The organism is Flavobacterium labens, from assembly GCF_048286755.1.
In the GTDB taxonomy this organism is placed as follows: Bacteria; Bacteroidota; Bacteroidia; order Flavobacteriales; family Flavobacteriaceae; genus Flavobacterium.
Window position 1 is genome coordinate 160289 of the sequence record NZ_JBLVPL010000005.1, and the last position, 18118, is coordinate 178406.

Below are 18118 nucleotides of genomic sequence, written 5' to 3' on the forward strand. Positions count from 1 at the left end.
GACAGCATTAATTAGTGCGTAAATATAATTTTTTTTGTTCGTACCAGCTACTTTTTTTTATTGAAAAGACTGATCCTACTATTCGATTAAAATAGAAAAAGAGCACCAAAAGTTTTTCAACTTCTGAGTACTCTTTAGCAAAAGTGCTTCATCATTCTAAAATTAACCAAAACTAAATTTTATGAAAAATGTTTTATAATAAGCACTTATAATTTACTTTTTATATTTTAATCCGGGACCATCACAATAATTCCATGTACTGGACAAAGAATTATTGGCATTTAAAAACAGAACTTCTTTTTGGTTTCCATAACAGCTGCCTATAATTTCGCTGTCATTGGGATATGTTAATTCAAAAAATATTCCGTCAGATTGAGTTGTGGTCGTATAAGTACCCGAAAGTGTTGTTTTTATTGAATTTTCTTCTCTGGATTTTGTAAAAGTTCCGTTGGTGTTGAATAAATAAAATTCTTGCCAAGCCATTGCTGCGCCTGTAGTTCCTGAATTTTGTAAACTACCCGTCATCGCAACCAAATTCCATTTTCCGTAATAATCTGGAGTAACAATTGCTTCAGCTTCATCCTTAAAGCAGGAGGTAAAAATTGTAAGGAAAGCAACAAGAATAATTCGTTTTTTCATGTATCAGATTTTACATATATTCTCTAGATGCTACTTCTTGCAAAAGGTTGCGTCAAATTATAATTATTTTTTTCTAAAGTTAAAAAAGTTAAAAATAGATTTTGAAACATCCATGTTTTGACTCTAAAAAAATACCGCTAATTCGCAAATTTCAAATGGATGATAACATTTAAAAATTAGCGAATTAGCGGTTAAACTAGACTTTAAAGTCTTATTATCTTTCCTCGTACATTTTCAGCAGTTGCGTCACCGTATTCCAATTGCGGATTGTTGCGGTAACATTCAGTTTTTTCTCAATGTATTTTTGATCGAACCTTGTTTTTCCTGCACCAACAGCGTATTTAATAAAAATCCTGCTGCCATCAATACTGGCTTCGTCCGGCTTAAATTGACTAATTTTCAAATCATTCATACTGGTGCTTTGCAAAGTGGTCGAAATAAAAGCCACATATAACTTCTTAGTATCAATATCTTTTTCCTTCAAGAAAGGATTATTCTTGAAACACGCTTCTAAATCTGCAGAACCAATAACTACAACAGGTACTTCATGACCAAAAGCCTTGAAAATTTCCTGCTTTATTTTAAAACCAACAGCCGCAGGATTTTCCTCCTCAGTGTCTACGAAAACATTTCCCGATTGAATATACGTTTGCACATTTTGAAAACCAATGGCTTCTAGAGTCGTTTTTAACGCTTCCATTTTGATCATACTATGACCCGAAACATTGATACCACGAAGTAATGCGAGATGAGTTGTCATGATTTAATTCTTTTTTGCAAATGTATTATCTATTTAGCATAAATAATAGGAACAGCAACTCAATATTCAATCATTGCCTTTTAGAGTAATAATTGTATAAAGTAAACTCTTATTTAAATTGAATTGGAATCCATACTTCCTCCTCAGAATTTGGATTGTTTTTTTGATATTTTTCACCAAGAATTTCAAAATGCGGACGATCTGCCAATTCGTAAATAGAATTTGGCAACCAACTGCTAAAAATCGATTCAAAAAAAGCGGGTGCAGTTGCTCCGTCTCCTTTGTATACAAATACAGCATACAAGCCAGTTGGAATAATTAATGTGTCCATTTCGGCAGGAATATCCTCTAAAACACTTACCTCGACCGCTGCCCATTTCTGAAAAGTGTTATCTGCATTAAAAGCATTCCAATACGAGTTCCCAAATACCTGAATGGATAGATAATCAGTACCTACTCTATTTTTGATTTCATTACGTCTTGGCATAAAACGTTTCCAAACTTCTTGCGCTTGATAATCAGTATAGGACATATTTTGGTTCAGACCAATACATTTTTTTTCAATGAGTGTAGTTATTGTTGGATTCATCTATTAAGCGATTTATTTGTAGGTAACATCAAGAAACCATTTGTTTTTCATACTATTATTTAAAGCAAAAATAACTAACCTCAATGACAACAAAAGAACATTGTCTTCTTTTGTAGTTTTTTTTATCTTGTATTTTATAATTATCGAAATAAGGTTGGTTCTTTTAGATATTTTTTCTTTTCTGATCGGCTGAATTCAAGAGTTAACTGCTCTTCAGTGTAAAGTGCCTCATACTCATTGGTCGACACTATTTGTGCGACACCATTTTCAGTAACAAAATAAGGAGCTAAATAGGTATATTTAGAACGGTGATTTTGAAAAAATTGTTTGGATGCAGTATTAATTTCTTTGTCGGACCAATAAAAAACAAAAAAATCTGCTCGATAAACACCTGGATTAAACTCTTCTATAACTCCTAACTCAGTTTGCGGATAGACGGTTTGGCCTAATTTTACAAATATTAGATTTTTTTTAAATCCATTGTATATCGCTATTGTTCCATCTGAATGTTCCACAGTGATAGAATTTCTTTTGCTAGTAAACGACATGTCTAAAGAGGAATTTTGGTATTGATTATCAATTTTAACGACAATTCCTTTTCTCATACTACAAATTGTATCAGGCGTTGTAGAATTGATTACATACGACTTCCAATTTTTAGGCTTTTCTTGTCCAAGATATTTTTCACCTAAATTAGATGCTTCAACTATTTTATGCCTCTTCCCTTTCTTGAAAGGTAAAACGTAATGAAATAAGCTGTCAACTTTTGGATTAGGCTTGCCAAATATTACATAATATTGTAATGCATAACCAATTGATTGTTTGTCGTTTGATGGTTTAAGTGTGAGTAAATTTCCTGAATAGCTATCGATAATTGTTTTATAATTCGAAACGTTACTATTGGTAACATTTGAAAAATTTAAATAGACAAAATAACTACCAGGGTCTTCCTTTTTATAACTCAATATGACACTATTATCCGTATTAACAGTTCTTTCGATCGTTATTTGTGGCGATTGAGCAATTGCGCTAGAATTGATTCCTACTATAATTATGAATAGCAATAAACAACGAATTTTATATTTCATTTTAATTGGGGTAGTTTATTTTTTTTTTTTCAAATATACAATTTTTCCTACTCCATTTCCAAGCCTTCCCATTTCCAAATTTCCAAACAAAAAACTATCTTCGCTTCATCAAACTAAAAAGCGTCTTAATCTGCGTTTTTGCTTTTGCAAATTCGTTCCATCTGTGTCCAAAAAAATCTAAATGCAAAACCTCCTACTCACTCCCATCGAATACTTGAAAGGCGTTGGTCCCAATCGGGGCGAATTGCTACGTAAGGAATTGGGTATTTATAAGTACGTGGATTTCGTTAATTTTTTTCCAAACAGATACATTGACAGGACACGGTATTACAAGATTAACGAACTGCAGAACAACATTGCAGAGGTTCAGATTATCGGTAAAATCATCAACATCAAAACTGTAGAATTTGGCAGAAACCAAAAACGATTAGTCGCGACTTTTGTGGATGATACAGGCCAAATGGAACTCGTTTGGTTTCAAGGCCACAAATGGATTCGGGAGAGTTTAAAACTCAATGAAATGTGTGTGATTTTTGGGAAATGCACGTCTTTTGGGAATGCTTTCAACATGGCGCATCCGGAAATTGAATTGATGAGCGAGCACGAACAAAGCCTACGTTCGGCAATGCAACCCGTCTATCCTTCGACAGAAACCTTGACGAATCGCGGGATTTCGAATCGAGTGATTAATAAATTGATGCAACAATTGTTTGTGGAAACGCAAGCGTTGTTCACAGAAACTTTACCGGATTATTTAATCAACGAACTGAAGCTGATTCCTAAAAAAGCAGCTTTATTCAACATTCATTTTCCAAAAAGCGCTGATGTATTGGCGAAAGCCAAATTCCGATTAATATTTGAAGAATTGTTCTTTATTCAGTTGCAATTAATCACGAAAAACCTGATTCGAAAACACAAAATAAAAGGACATCCGTTTACAACCGTAGGCGAATATTTCAATGATTTTTATCAGAATCATTTGCCTTTTCAATTGACTAATGCCCAAAAAAGAGTTATCAAAGAAATCCGAACCGATATGGGAAGCAATGCCCAAATGAACCGATTGCTGCAAGGCGATGTAGGTTCCGGGAAAACGATTGTGGCTTTTATGAGCATGCTTTTGGCACTTGATAACGGCTTTCAAGCGTGCTTGATGGCGCCCACAGAAATCTTGGCAAATCAGCATTTTGTTGGTTTATCCGAATTGGCCGAAACCTTAAATATAAACATCAGAATCCTAACCGGTTCTACCAAAATAGCGCAGCGTAGAATTATCCATGAAGAACTAGAAAACGGTACGTTACACATCCTCATCGGAACGCATGCTTTATTGGAAGACAAAGTAAAATTTAAGAATCTAGGACTGGCAGTAATTGATGAGCAACACCGTTTTGGCGTAGAACAACGCTCTAAATTGTGGAAGAAAAATGTGATTCCTCCACACGTTTTGGTGATGACCGCCACGCCTATTCCACGAACTTTGGCGATGAGTTTGTATGGCGATTTAGACATTTCAGTAATTGATGAATTGCCTCCGGGAAGAAAACCCATTCAGACTGTTCATCGATTTGACAGCAACAGATTGAAAGTTTGGAAATTCCTTCGAGACGAAATTGCTTTGGGAAGACAAATCTATATTGTTTATCCTTTGATTCAGGAATCAGAAAAAATGGATTTTAAGGATTTAATGGACGGTTATGAAAGCATTTCAAGAGATTTTCCGTTACCACAATATTCGATTTCCATACTCCACGGAAAGATGAAACCAGCGGATAAAGATGCCGAAATGAAACGCTTTTCGGAAGGGAAAACCAATATTATGGTCGCTACAACCGTAATTGAAGTTGGCGTGAATGTTCCTAACGCCAGTGTAATGATTATTGAAAGTGCAGAACGTTTTGGATTATCGCAACTGCATCAGCTTCGTGGTCGCGTGGGTCGTGGTGCGGAGCAAAGTTATTGCATCCTAATGACGAGTCATAAATTGAGTTCCGACAGTAAAACCCGAATGGAAACGATGGTGCAAACGAACGATGGTTTCGAAATTGCCGAAGTCGACTTGAAACTTCGCGGTCCGGGTGATTTAATGGGAACACAACAAAGCGGTGTACTTAATCTTCAAATTGCTGATTTGGTTCGAGACAGAGATACTTTGGCATTAGCCAGAAACTATGCTTTAAAATTACTCAAAGAAGATGCGGGCATGCAAAAACCGGAACATTCTGCTTTGAGAGCTGTTTTTATCGAAATGACCAAAAAGAAAAACATCTGGAATTACATAAGTTAAAACACTGCTTGATATACATTTCTTAACTGTTTCAAATTACGCTACTAAATTTATTTTCTTAAAAAAAACTCTTTTTTTTAATTCTTGATTAAACCATTTGCATTTTTAGCAGTCAATACTCTTTAAAAAGTTTTATTGCTTGTATCTATTTGTAAATATTTTTTTTTCTAATTGTTAATATTTGTATGTACAAACGTTAAATAAAAATTAACAAGATCACAATTCCCATTTCTAAAACCTAAATTTGTTTTTAACTAAAATTACTCAAACCTAATCCTACATTATTCTATACCTATGAAAATTAAATACCTAGTTTATGGCTTGTTAACCATCGGAATCATTGGATTTATCGGCTACCGAATCACAGAAAATAAAAGTAAAAATGCCGATTCGAAAGACCAAAAAGGGAAAGGTAAGTCCATGAGCGTTAACGGAATTGTGGCAACACCACAAACTTTTGACAATAACTTATCACTTTCCGGTTCTATTGAAGCCAATGAACAAGTAGAAATTCGTAGTGAAGTATCTGGAATTGTGGAGGCTATTTATTTTCAGGAAGGAAGTAATGTGAGCAAAGGACAGGTACTTTTTAAAGTAAATGATTTAGAATTAAGAGCACAATTGAGACAAACTTCCACCAGAGAAGGATTGGCTTCGGAAAACGAAAGAAGAGCTAAATTGTTATTACAAAAAGAAGCCATCAGTCAGGAAGAATATGATTTGGCCAGAGCCGATTTAAAATCGGCACAAGCTCAAAGTCAGTTGATAAAAGCACAAATAGCCAAAACATCAGTTAGAGCTCCATTCTCAGGAAGAATCGGATTGCGATCTATATCTCCAGGAACCTACATTACACCTACAATTTTGGTGGCGAAACTAGTAAATACAGGAAAACTAAAAATCACTTTTTCAATCCCGGAAAAATACGCCAGTCAAGTAAAAACAAATACCTACATAAGTTTTAAGGTATCAGGTTCTGATGAAAAATATACCGCTAAAGTATATGCTATTGAGCCAGAAGTTGCGGTTGCGACCAGAACATTACAAGTTCGTGCGATTGCCGATAACAAAAACGGAAAATTATTACCGGGAACATTTGCTGATGTCGAATTGCCTTTGGATATTATAAAAGATGCTATCGTTGTGCCTACAGAAGCTATTATTCCCGTGCAAAACGGTAAAAAAGTTTTTATCTCCAGTAATGGTCAAGCCAAAGAAGTGATGATAGAAACTGCCACAAGAACGGATGCCTCTATTTTAGTTCTTTCTGGTTTGAAAGCGGGTGATACCATTATTACCAGTGGTGTTATGTCTCTAAAAAATGAAACTCCTGTGACTGTTAAAATTAAATAATTTTAAAAGTTATAAATTATGAATTGTGAGTTTACATCCAGTAACTCATAATTCATAATTTATAACTCATAATTCAAAAAAAATGAGTTTATCCACAACAAGTATTAGAAGACCTGTATTTACTATAGTAATCAATTTATCCATCGTATTGTTTGGAATAATTGGTTATACTTTTCTGGGGGTTCGAGAATTTCCATCGATTGATCCTGCACAAGTTTCCATCAGTACTCGATATGCCGGCGCAAATGCTGATATTATTGAGTCGCAAATTACGGAACCGTTAGAAAAAGCAATCAATTCCATTGATGGGATTAGAAACGTTACTTCTTCGAGTGCGCAAGGAAGCAGTAACATTACCATAGAGTTTAATCTGGATAAAGATTTAGAAGAAGCTGCTAATGATGTGCGAGATAAAGTTTCTCAAGCCGTTAGAAACCTTCCACAAGATATCGATTCTCCGCCTGTTGTTTCTAAAGCTGATGCCAATGGTGAAGCGATTATTTCAATGACGGTTCAAAGTGATACGAGAAACGCATTAGAATTAAGTGATTATGCCGAAAATGTAATCTCACAACGATTAGAAACGATTCCTGGCGTGAGTGGTGTCCAAATTTGGGGACAAAAAAGATACGCGATGCGTTTGTGGATTGATCCCGTGAAACTGGCTTCTTACGGTTGTACCGTTTCTGAAGTGAGAGATGCTTTAAACAAACAAAATGTAGAATTACCTTCGGGAAAACTAACGGGAGACAATACCGAATTAACGGTAAAAACAGTGGGAAACCTATCTACTGCTGAAGAATTCAACAATATTATTATTCGTTCCGAAGGAGAAAAAGTAGTACGTTTTAGTGATGTAGGATTAGCAAGTCTTGGACCTGAAAATACAGAAACCAAAATGACGCAATCTGGAACGCCTTTAGTTGGTGTTGCTATTGTGCCGCTTCCCGGAGCTAATTATTTAGATATTTCTACTGCTTTTTATAAAGAATTTGAACGTTTAAAAAAGGATTTACCAAAGGATATTAAACTTAATATTGCTATAGACAATACTATTTTTGTAAAAAAATCAGTTATTGAAGTTGCGGAAACATTAGGGATTTCTATTGTTTTGGTTATTTTGATTATCTATTTATTCTTTAGGGATTGGGCGATTGCATTTAGACCATTGATTGATATTCCTGTTTCGTTGATTGCTACTTTCTTTATCATGTGGCTTTTCGGGTTTTCCATCAATGTATTAACATTATTAGCTATTGTTTTGGCTACAGGATTAGTGGTCGATGATGGAATTGTGGTCACCGAGAATATTTTCAAAAAAGTAGAAGAAGGCATGACGCCTATCGAGGCAGCTATCAAAGGATCTAACGAAATATTTTTTGCGGTAATTTCGATTTCGATAACCTTAGCAGCGGTATTTCTTCCAGTGATTTTTCTCGAAGGATTTGTCGGGCGATTGTTTAGGGAATTTGGAGTCGTCATAGGTGCTGCGGTATTAATTTCAGCTTTTGTATCGTTGACATTAACACCAATGTTAAACGCCTATCTGATGAAAGGCGGCGAACAAAAAAAATCAAAATTCTACATTCGGACCGAACCATATTTTCAAAAACTAAACAGTGGTTATGCCAGTGCATTAGACCGTTTTATGAAGAAAAAATGGTTGAGCTTCCCTATTTTGATTGCTTGTTTTGGATTAATTTATTTATTTTTCAACCTTTTGCAAAAAGAAACCGCGCCATACGATGACCGTAGTGGTTTTGTGTTGCGTATGTCTACACCCGAAGGTTCTTCTTATGAATACACGGATCGTTTCATGCAAGAAGTGTCAAAATTGGTAGATGACTCGATTCCTGGTAAAAAAGTAGCTTTGGTTATCACGTCACCTGGTTTTGGATCTTCATCCGTAAACAGTGGCTTTATTCGGGTATCATTGGTTCAGCCAGATGAAAGAAAAGATTCTCAAAAAGAAATTGCTGAGAAATTAACCAAATGGACTAAACAATATCCAGATGCAAAAACTTCCGTGATTGAGCAACCTACTATTGCAGTAAACAGACGCGGTGGATTGCCTATTCAATACATCATACAAGCGCCAAACTTTAAAAAACTGGAAGAAAAAATTCCTATTTTCATGGATGAAGTTGCTAAAAACCCAACTTTTGCGGTTAGTGATGTGAATTTAAAATTCAACAAACCAGAAGTTAATGTAACCATTGACAGAGAAAAAGCCGAAAGTTTAGGAATTTCAGTTATTGATATTGCACAAACCTTACAGCTTTCATTAAGCGGACAACGTTTTGGTTATTTCATGAGAAATGGAAAACAGTATCAGGTTATTGGACAATTTGACCAAAAAGACCGTTCGAAACCATTGGACTTAACGTCCATGTATGTCAAAAATAATTTGGGCCAATTAATCCAAATGGACAATGTGGTAACTATTGAAGAAAAAAGTAATCCGCCACAATTATACCACAACAATAGATACATGGCTGCAACTGTTTCTGCAGGTCTTGCTCCAGGCAAAAGTATAAGCGATGGAATTGATGCGATGAACGAAATTAAGGCCAAAGTTCTTGACGATACATTCACTACCGATTTAGGTGGAGAATCCAGAGATTTTGTCGAAAGTAGCTCAAATACTGCTTTTGCATTTGGATTGGCTTTGGTATTAATATTTTTGATTTTAGCGGCACAATTTGAAAGCTTTATTGATCCTTTTATCATTATTTTAACCGTTCCAATGGCCGTTGCAGGAGCATTATTCTCATTATGGTTATTTGACCAGACTTGGAATATTTTCAGCCAAATTGGAACCGTAATGCTTATTGGTTTGGTAACCAAGAACGGAATCTTAATTGTCGAATTTGCGAACCAGCTTCGAGAACAAGGCAAACCGAAAATGGAAGCTATTTTAGAAGCTTCAGAAGCGAGATTACGACCTATTTTAATGACGAGTTTAGCCATTTCATTAGGAGCTTTACCAATCGCTATGTCACTTGGAGCAGCTTCAACCAGTAGAATTGGAATGGGAGTTGTGATTGTAGGAGGAACCATTTTCTCTTTAGTTTTAACATTATTTGTTATTCCAGCTATGTATTTAATGTGGTCTAAGGCCAGAAAACATTACCCTGAATTTGATCATATTGAAGAATATGAAAAAGAAGTTAAATAATTTTAATGGAATGCTGATGACGCGAATTAAATAGATTTACGCGAATTTTTATCTAAAATTCGTTGATTCGTGGCTAAAAAATATAATTATGACACATACTAAAATACTATTTCAAAGCTTTGTACTACTCTTATTTTGTGTGGTAAAAACCAATGCACAAGAAGTTTTGACATTGGAAAGCGCAGTGAAAATTGCATTGGAAAACAATTACGAAATAAAAATTGCCACCAATAATTTAAGCATTGAAAAAACAAACGTTGCCATTGGAAATGCTGGGATGTTACCTACAGTTACTGCAACCGTTGTGGATAACAACAGTATTCAAAACAGTTCCCAAACGCGTCAGGACGGAACAGAAACAGAATTAGACAATGCCAAAAACAATAGTTTGACGTATGGCGTTGGATTGGATTGGACTGTTTTTGACGGAATGAGAATGTTTGCCAGACTGGATCAGTTAAAAGAATTACAAAAACTGGGTGAAGCGCAATTAAAATTAACCGTGATCACGCGAATCAGTGACGTGAATGCAGCATATTACAATTTGGTGCAACAGCAACAACAATTAGCCGCTTTGGATACAACAATTGTGATTTCAAACCAACGCTTGACTTTGGCACAAAACAGATTTACCATTGGGAAAGCATCTAAATTAGAAGTTTTGAATGCCCAAGTAGATTTGAATACGGACCAAGTTGCGTTGTTAAGGCAAAAAGAATTGTATGCTAACAGTAAGATTTTATTAAATCAACTATTGGCAAGAGATGTTACGACTGATTTCAAAGTTATTGATGAACTTGAAGTGGATGCATTATTACTGCTGCCTGAACTAAGAGCTTTAGCCGAAAAGCAAAATCCACAATTAGAAGCCCAGATTATTAATAAAAGAGTAGCTGAATTAGAATTAAAACAAATCAAAGCGGCACGTTATCCGACAGTTCGAGTGAATACTGCCTATAATTTTTCAGAAAGTCAATCTAGTCTTGGGTTTGTGGCACAATCACAATCCAGAGGTTTGAACTATGGTTTTAGTGCTTCTTTGAATATATTTGATGGCTTTTCACAAAATCGAAATGAGAAAATCGCCAAGATCCAAATTGAAAATTCTAAATTAAATATTGATCAACAAAATTTAGCTTTAAACTCACAATTAGCAACTTCCTATCAAACGTATTTGACCAATTTAGAATTGATTGCTTTAGAAGAAAAAAATGAATCGATAGCCAAACAAAATCTGAATATTACTTTAGACAAATTCAGAATTGGAACAATAACAACTTTAGAATTCAGAACTGCACAATTGAATTATGTGAATGCAAAAGTGCGTTACAGCAATGCACAATTTCAAGGAAAATTATCTGAAATTGCACTCCGAGAATTGGCCGGAAATCTTAATTTTTAATTTAAATTTGCTAAAAAAGCTTATTAAATGGTTTCATATAATACAAAAGACTGGTTTACTTTTATTTTTCGTTTTCACAAAGCAGACACCTTTAGAACATTAATGCCAATAATGTTTGCTATTGGAATTTATTCTGGAGTTATCGGTTATTTAGAGGTTGAATATTGGAAATTAGCGGATAACAGTTATGTAAAGAATATTACAATTATGCACGGAATGCTTGGTTTCGTGATTTCATTATTACTCGTTTTCAGAACTAATACTGCTTACGACCGTTGGTGGGAAGGACGTAAAATGTGGGGAGCATTAGTCAATAACAGCCGTAATTTTGCCATCAAATTATCTGCCATTTTGCATGAAGAAAAAGATCGCAAATACTTTCGAAAAATGATTCCCGGTTATGCTTCTATTTTGCATAAACATTTGAATGATGATGATACCAGCAAACAATTGTTTGAAGATGTGGATTTAGAAATTGATCATCACAAACACAAGCCCAATCAGGTAGCTAAAATGTTGTTTCAAAAAATTAATGATTTGTATGATTCCAAAAAAATAACTGGTGATCAACTGATTATTTTAAACGAAGAAGTAAAATCATTTACTGATATTTGTGGTGCTTGCGAACGAATCAAAAACACGCCTATTCCCTACTCCTACAGTGCTTTCCTTAAAAAATTCATCTTCTTTTATGTGATGACTTTACCTTTTGGATACTCTTTCAGTTTGGGTTATTATGTAGTTCCGGTTGTGGTATTTATTTTTTATGTTTTAGCAAGTTTAGAGTTAATTGCTGAGGAAATTGAAGATCCTTTTGGAAGTGATGAAAATGATTTACCAACTCATAAAATTGCTGAGAACATCAAAAAACATGTGGAAGAATTAATTTAAATTTTGTTAAACTGTGTTCTTGTTTTAATTATTTTCATTAAATTTAGACTTTGCCTTTTTTAAAGTTTAAAACTATGAATAGTACCCGCGCTTTTATAAATCCACCTCATTTATCAAACGAGAAATCTTTAAAAACATTAGTAGAAAATAGAACCGTTTACTCTTTAAACCATTGTGAACTGAATCTTTTTGAAACGTATGAATCTTCGGCATTAGTTCCTTTAAAATTTAATGATTTTGTAGTGACTAGCATGTTGCGAGGTAAAAAAATAATGCATCTTTTTGATGACCCCAGTTTTGTCTATTTACCTGGCGAAACGGTTGTGATTCCTTCTAATGTTGAGATGAAAATAGATTTTCCGGAGGCTTCAAAAAACAATCCGACACAGTGTTTGGCTTTGGCGATAGACCAAACTAAAATTACCGATACTCTACAATTTTTAAATGAACGCTACCCAAAAGAAGGAAAAGACCAATTCTGGCAATTGAACTACCAAAATTATTTCTTTTACAATAATGTGGAATTGGCAACGACGATTAATAAATTGATCAAAGAATGCATGAGCACTTCAATAACTAAAGATGCTTTGGCTGATTTGACTTTGCAGGAATTATTAATTAGAATTATTCAGACACAAACAGCAAAAGCAATAGATGACGGTTTATTTGCTGATCCAAAAAATCCAATTACACAAGTAGTAGAATTCATCCGCTTGAATTTGAAGGAAAACATCAGCATGAAACACTTGAGTGAGAAAGCGTGTATGAGCACAACATCTTTCTATCGTTTTTTCAAAAGAGAATTAGGCATGAGCCCAATTGAATTTGTGATTAGCGAGAAAATGAGATGTGCCAAACAATTGCTAAAAAATCCATCGATACAAATCAATGAGGTTTGTTATTTATCTGGATTTGAAGATTGTAACTACTTTATTCGTTTGTTTAAAAAACATGAAGGAATTACTCCAAAACAATATCAACTATTGTACGTAAACTAGCTTATTCAATAAATGTAACCGGCTCAAGCGATAATTCTTCTTCCGGAGTAAAAATTCTATATTCAATTCGGAATGTTTTTTTCAATGGCGTTTCTAAGGAAAATCCTCCCACTCCAAAAGCATCAATTACATCCAAAGTAAAATGAGCATGTTTCCAATATTCGAATAAATCTTTGTCAACCCAAAATTCAGTATCTTCAATTGTGCCAATGCACACATCACCCATTCGCTGATAAAATCCGCCTTTTTCAAAACATTGTGGTTGCGTTCCTTCACAACATCCTCCCGCTTGATAAAACATTAAATCACCGTGCTTTTCCTTTAGAATATTGATTAATTCTATTGCTTTTTCTGTGGCATCAATTCTTTTTATCATCTTTTTTAATTTGATTTCTTGCGAAAATATTTCAAAATGTATTTATTTTTTAGTCTATAAAATTACCGCTAATTCGCAGATACATTACTGTTCAATAAGTTAAATTTAATTCAAAATCTGTATAATCCGTGTAACATTTTAAATGATTCCACCCATGTATTTCCCTTTAAAATAAAACCTGACAAATTATACAATCTGTCAGGTTCAAGATTAACCAATAATCTGTAATCAATTAAAAGAAGCCTAATTTCTTTTTATCGTAAGAAATCAGCATATTTTTTGTCTGACGGTAGTGTCCAAGCATCATTTTATGATTTTCACGACCAATACCTGATTGTTTATAACCTCCAAAAGGAGCGCCTGCAGGATAAGAATGGTATTGATTAATCCAAACACGACCTGCTTGAATCGCTCTTGGAACCTGATAAATTTCGTGTGCATCACGTGTCCAAAGTCCGGCTCCCAAACCATACATCGTATCATTTGCTATAGCAATAGCTTCTTCGGTAGTTTTGAAAGTAGTAACGGCTAAAACTGGTCCAAAAATTTCTTCTTGAAAAATACGCATTTTATTGTGTCCTTTGAAAAGCGTTGGTTTGATGTAATAACCTCCTGCTAAATTCCCTTCCAAATGATTTTCTTCACCTCCAATTAAAACTTCCGCACCTTCTTCTTTTCCTAATTTTATATAAGTCAGGATTTTTTCTTTTTGAACTAAAGATGCTTGTGCTCCCATCATAGTTGTTCTATCTAAAGGATTTCCTAATTTGATTGCGGCTGTTCTTTCGATTACTCTTGCAATGAATTTTTCATAAATATCTTCGTGAACTAATAATCTGGACGGACAAGTACAAATTTCTCCTTGATTCAAAGCAAACATTACCGCACCTTCAATTGCTTTGTCAAAGAAATCATCATCAGCATCACCAACTGACTTCATAAAAATATTTGGAGATTTTCCTCCAAGTTCTAAGGTTACTGGAATAATATTTTCAGTAGCATATTGCATTACTAAACGACCAGTTGTTGTAGAACCTGTAAAAGCTGCTTTTGACACTTTTTTATTGGTTACCAAAGCTCTTCCAAGTTCAGCACCAAAACCATTAACAATATTTATAACTCCCGGAGGCAAGATATCACCAATCAATTCCATCAAAACCATAATAGAGATTGGCGTACTTTCTGCAGGTTTTAAAACTACTGTATTTCCTGCTGCTAATGCTGGCGCTAATTTCCAAACAGCCATTAAAATAGGGAAATTCCAAGGGATAATTTGAGCAATAACTCCCAAAGGTTCGCTTAAAGCAATAGAAACCGTTTGCGAATCCAATTCGGCGATTGAACTTTCCTCAGCACGAATTACACCTGCGAAATATCTGAAGTGATCAATTGCCAAAGGCATATCGGCTGCCAATGTTTCACGAATGGCTTTTCCGTTGTCAATTGTCTCAACAGTAGCAAGATATTCAAGGTTATTTTCCATAACCTGAGCAATTTTATTCAATAAATTACTGCGTTCCGTAACAGATGTTTTTCCCCATGTTTGGAAAGCTTCATACGCAGTATCAACAGCTAAATCTAAATCTACTTTAGTAGAATGTGCGGCTCTTGTAAATACTTTTCCATCAACCGGAGAAACTACGTCAAAATACTGCCCACCTATTGGCGCAACAAATTTTCCACCTATATAATTATCATATGTTGCCTTAAAATCAGGTCTTTTTACCACGTTATCCATGTCGTTATCTATTTATGTTTTATCAAATATACCCTCATCTTTATAGTTAGAATAGCACAATTCATTCAACTAATAGCATTAAATTTTCATATGTGTTTTTTTAACCTAAATTTATTATTTAATTCATATTTATTTGTAACTAATACTATTGAATTCCTATTTTAAATACTTACTTAATACATTAAATCAGTTATAAAAAACCAAAAAAATTGTTTCTTACTCCAAACTGCAATCCTTATATTTGCACCCGAGACCGAAGGTCGAACTGACGAAGTAATCGCATTAAAATTGACAGATGAAAATATCTTACAACTGGTTAAAACAATTCATTAAAATAGACTGGAAATCCGAAGAAACTGCAGCACTACTTACCGATTTAGGTCTGGAAGTAGAAATTGTTGACAAATACCAATCGGTAAAAGGCGGATTAGAAGGCATTGTTGTAGGACATGTTCTTACTTGTATACAACATCCGGATGCTGACAGACTAAAAATAACTACTGTAGATCTAGGAAATGGCGTTCCTGTGCAGATTGTTTGTGGTGCTAATAATGTTGCTGCAGGACAAAAAGTACCGGTTGCTACAATTGGAACAACATTATACGATAAAGAAGGTGTTGCTTTTTCAATCAAAAAAGGAAAAATACGCGGACAGGAAAGTCACGGAATGATTTGTGCTGAAGATGAATTAGGTCTTGGTGAAAGCCATGACGGAATTATGATATTAGACGAAGCATTAGCACCTGGAACTCCTGCTGCAAAAGTTTTCAAAATTGAAAATGACGAAGTTTTCGAAATTGGACTAACACCCAATCGTGCCGATGCAATGAGCCATTTAGGAACAGCACGTGATTTAAGAGCCGGAATGCTACAAAGTGGTGTAAACGTAGAATTAATTACACCTTCAGTGAGTAATTTCAGAGTAGACAAAAGAACTTTGAAAATTGATATTGATGTAAAAGAACCTAAACTTGCTCCTAGATATTGTGGAGTAACTATTTCTGGAATTGAAGTAAAACCATCTCCAGCTTGGTTGCAAAATAGATTAAAAGCCATTGGATTAAATCCAAAAAATAATATTGTTGATGTCACTAATTACGTTTTACACGAATTAGGCCAGCCACTTCACGCCTTTGATGCTTCAAAAATTAACGGTAAAATAGTAGTTCAAACACTTCCTGCGGGAACAAAATTTACTACACTTGACGATATAGAAAGAACCTTACACGAAGAGGATTTAATGATTTGTGATGAAAAAGGTCCTTTATGTATTGCGGGAGTTTTTGGCGGAAAAAAATCAGGAGTTTCTGAAAGTACTAATTCTATATTCTTAGAAAGTGCTTATTTTAATCCAGTGAGCATTCGTAAAACAGCCAAAAGACATCAATTAAACACTGATGCTTCTTTCCGTTTTGAAAGAGGAATTGACCCTACTATAACTGAATACGCATTGAAACGTGCGGCTTTATTGATTCAAGAAGTAGCGGGCGGAGAAATAACATCGGATGTTGTTAATGTGTATCCAAAGAAAATTGAAGACTTTTCTGTGTTTTTAAACTTCAGCAAAGTGGCTAAAATTATTGGACAGGAATTACCAAAAGATACTATTAAGAAAATATTAGTTTCATTAGACATTAAAGTAAACAGCGTTTCAGATGCAGGATTAGGATTAACTATTCCTTCGTACCGCGTTGATGTGCAAAGAGAAATAGATGTTATAGAGGAAATACTGAGAGTATACGGATACAACAACATTAATTTTTCTAAAAAACTAAATGCGACGGTTTCTAATTCTCCAAGAAATGAAGATTACAAAATACAAAATGTGATTGCCACACAATTAAATTCTCAAGGATTTAATGAAATGATGGCTAATTCATTGACTACTGCGTCTTATGTTGAACTTTCTGAAGTATTGAATCCAGCAAATAACGTAACAATGTTAAATCCCTTAAGTGCTGATTTAGCTACAATGCGTCAGTCTTTACTATTTTCCGGGCTAGAAGCAATCTCTTATAATATCAATCGTAAAAATTCCGATTTGAAATTATTTGAATTTGGAAAAACGTACCATAACTACCTTGCCGGTTACGAAGAGAAAAAGCACTTGACTTTATTCCTTTCTGGAAATAGAAATCAAGAAAACTGGACCAGCGCTCAAAAACCATCTGATTTCTTTTTGTTCAAAGGATATGTAAACGGCATACTTTCTAGATTAGGGATTCAAAAAACACAAAACGTTCCAGTAACAACAGATGTGTTTTCTGAAGGGATTGCTATTAGGGTTGGAACCGAAATACTGGTAGAATTAGGAGTAGTTAAAAAATCAATATTAAAACATTTTGGAATCAAACAAGAAGTGTTTTTCGCTGATTTTAACTGGGCTTTGATTTTAAAATTGATTGCTGCCAAGATAAAATATACTGAGATTCCTAAATATCCTGAAGTTCGTAGAGATTTAGCGTTGCTCATTGATCAAAACGTAACGTATGACCACATTTACAATATTGCACGTCAAACAGAGAAAGCACTCTTAAAGGATATTAATCTATTTGATGTGTATGAAGGAAAAAATCTTCCTGAAGGTAAAAAATCATACGCGCTAAGTTTTACTATTCAAGACAGTTCTAAAACTCTTACCGATACACAAATTGATAAAATTATGAGTAAACTGCAAAATAATTTTGAAACTGAACTTGGAGCTAGCTTGCGATAATAGCTCTTTTTATAAAAATATTAAGTCCCAATTCTAAGTTTAGAATTGGGACTTTTTTATACAAAAAAGCCCTGCGAGCAGCAAGGCTTTTAAGACTAACAAA

General features: G+C 34.4%; 13 protein-coding genes. 7 read left to right on the forward strand and 6 right to left on the reverse strand.

Annotated features, from left to right (window positions below):
* Positions 1-213: 213 nt before the first annotated feature.
* The 4 genes from ACNQF8_RS12230 to ACNQF8_RS12245 form a co-directional block, all read right to left on the reverse strand.
* On the reverse strand, positions 214-639 hold the full coding sequence (locus ACNQF8_RS12230) for a hypothetical protein (RefSeq protein WP_417952531.1): 426 nt from the start codon (positions 637-639) through the stop codon (positions 214-216).
* 214 nt (positions 640-853) lie between these two features.
* Complete coding sequence (locus ACNQF8_RS12235) at positions 854-1399, reverse strand: DUF1697 domain-containing protein (protein WP_417952533.1); 546 nt, start codon at positions 1397-1399, stop codon at positions 854-856.
* Between the two features lie 109 nt (positions 1400-1508).
* On the reverse strand, positions 1509-1988 hold the full coding sequence (locus ACNQF8_RS12240) for a GyrI-like domain-containing protein (RefSeq protein WP_417953652.1): 480 nt from the start codon (positions 1986-1988) through the stop codon (positions 1509-1511).
* A 140-nt stretch (positions 1989-2128) separates the two neighbouring features.
* Positions 2129-3076, reverse strand: coding sequence for a hypothetical protein (locus ACNQF8_RS12245; protein WP_417953653.1), 948 nt, complete (start codon positions 3074-3076; stop codon positions 2129-2131).
* Between the two features lie 181 nt (positions 3077-3257).
* On the opposite strand from ACNQF8_RS12245, the gene recG reads away from it, so the two are divergent.
* The 6 genes from recG (at position 3258) to ACNQF8_RS12275 (ending at position 13185) form a co-directional block, all read left to right on the forward strand.
* Entirely contained in the window at positions 3258-5363 is a 2106-nt protein-coding gene (gene recG, locus ACNQF8_RS12250) for an ATP-dependent DNA helicase RecG (RefSeq protein ID WP_417952536.1), read from the forward strand.
* Positions 5364-5657: 294 nt separating this feature from the next.
* Positions 5658-6716: an efflux RND transporter periplasmic adaptor subunit gene (locus ACNQF8_RS12255; RefSeq protein ID WP_417952537.1), complete on the forward strand. Its 1059-nt coding sequence runs from the start codon at positions 5658-5660 to the stop codon at positions 6714-6716.
* A gap of 82 nt (positions 6717-6798) precedes the next feature.
* Positions 6799-9894 (forward strand): efflux RND transporter permease subunit, encoded by a 3096-nt coding sequence (locus ACNQF8_RS12260; RefSeq protein WP_417952538.1) that lies wholly within the window; start codon positions 6799-6801, stop codon positions 9892-9894.
* An 88-nt stretch (positions 9895-9982) separates the two neighbouring features.
* Positions 9983-11296 (forward strand): TolC family protein, encoded by a 1314-nt coding sequence (locus ACNQF8_RS12265; RefSeq protein ID WP_417952539.1) that lies wholly within the window; start codon positions 9983-9985, stop codon positions 11294-11296.
* 27 nt (positions 11297-11323) lie between these two features.
* Entirely contained in the window at positions 11324-12187 is an 864-nt protein-coding gene (locus ACNQF8_RS12270) for a bestrophin family protein (RefSeq protein WP_417952540.1), read from the forward strand.
* A 74-nt stretch (positions 12188-12261) separates the two neighbouring features.
* On the forward strand, positions 12262-13185 hold the full coding sequence (locus ACNQF8_RS12275) for an AraC family transcriptional regulator (RefSeq protein WP_282717708.1): 924 nt from the start codon (positions 12262-12264) through the stop codon (positions 13183-13185).
* 1 nt (position 13186) lies between these two features.
* On the opposite strand, the gene ACNQF8_RS12280 is transcribed toward ACNQF8_RS12275, so the two are convergent.
* Both ACNQF8_RS12280 and ACNQF8_RS12285 read right to left on the reverse strand, forming a co-directional pair.
* On the reverse strand, positions 13187-13561 hold the full coding sequence (locus tag ACNQF8_RS12280) for a DUF779 domain-containing protein (RefSeq protein ID WP_315211832.1): 375 nt from the start codon (positions 13559-13561) through the stop codon (positions 13187-13189).
* A 232-nt stretch (positions 13562-13793) separates the two neighbouring features.
* On the reverse strand, positions 13794-15299 hold the full coding sequence (locus ACNQF8_RS12285) for an aldehyde dehydrogenase family protein (protein ID WP_417953654.1): 1506 nt from the start codon (positions 15297-15299) through the stop codon (positions 13794-13796).
* A 295-nt stretch (positions 15300-15594) separates the two neighbouring features.
* Here ACNQF8_RS12285 and pheT point away from each other — a divergent pair, with 295 nt between their 5' ends.
* A complete protein-coding gene (pheT, locus tag ACNQF8_RS12290) occupies positions 15595-18015 on the forward strand; it encodes a phenylalanine--tRNA ligase subunit beta (RefSeq protein ID WP_417952541.1) in 2421 nt (806 codons plus the stop codon).
* Positions 18016-18118: the final 103 nt, after the last annotated feature.

Excerpts from the sequence above, each read along its gene's own strand:
- ACNQF8_RS12275 (WP_282717708.1), top strand. The coding sequence starts at position 12,262 with ATGAATAGTACCCGCGCTTTTATAAATCCACCTCATTTATCAAACGAG.
- ACNQF8_RS12230 (WP_417952531.1), bottom strand. The coding sequence starts at position 639 with ATGAAAAAACGAATTATTCTTGTTGCTTTCCTTACAATTTTTACCTCC.
- recG (WP_417952536.1), top strand. The coding sequence starts at position 3,258 with ATGCAAAACCTCCTACTCACTCCCATCGAATACTTGAAAGGCGTTGGT.
- pheT (WP_417952541.1), top strand. The coding sequence starts at position 15,595 with ATGAAAATATCTTACAACTGGTTAAAACAATTCATTAAAATAGACTGG.
- ACNQF8_RS12255 (WP_417952537.1), top strand. The coding sequence starts at position 5,658 with ATGAAAATTAAATACCTAGTTTATGGCTTGTTAACCATCGGAATCATT.
- ACNQF8_RS12270 (WP_417952540.1), top strand. The coding sequence starts at position 11,324 with ATGGTTTCATATAATACAAAAGACTGGTTTACTTTTATTTTTCGTTTT.
- ACNQF8_RS12235 (WP_417952533.1), bottom strand. The coding sequence starts at position 1,399 with ATGACAACTCATCTCGCATTACTTCGTGGTATCAATGTTTCGGGTCAT.
- ACNQF8_RS12240 (WP_417953652.1), bottom strand. The coding sequence starts at position 1,988 with ATGAATCCAACAATAACTACACTCATTGAAAAAAAATGTATTGGTCTG.
- ACNQF8_RS12260 (WP_417952538.1), top strand. The coding sequence starts at position 6,799 with ATGAGTTTATCCACAACAAGTATTAGAAGACCTGTATTTACTATAGTA.
- ACNQF8_RS12280 (WP_315211832.1), bottom strand. The coding sequence starts at position 13,561 with ATGATAAAAAGAATTGATGCCACAGAAAAAGCAATAGAATTAATCAAT.
- ACNQF8_RS12245 (WP_417953653.1), bottom strand. The coding sequence starts at position 3,076 with ATGAAATATAAAATTCGTTGTTTATTGCTATTCATAATTATAGTAGGA.
- ACNQF8_RS12265 (WP_417952539.1), top strand. The coding sequence starts at position 9,983 with ATGACACATACTAAAATACTATTTCAAAGCTTTGTACTACTCTTATTT.
- ACNQF8_RS12285 (WP_417953654.1), bottom strand. The coding sequence starts at position 15,299 with ATGGATAACGTGGTAAAAAGACCTGATTTTAAGGCAACATATGATAAT.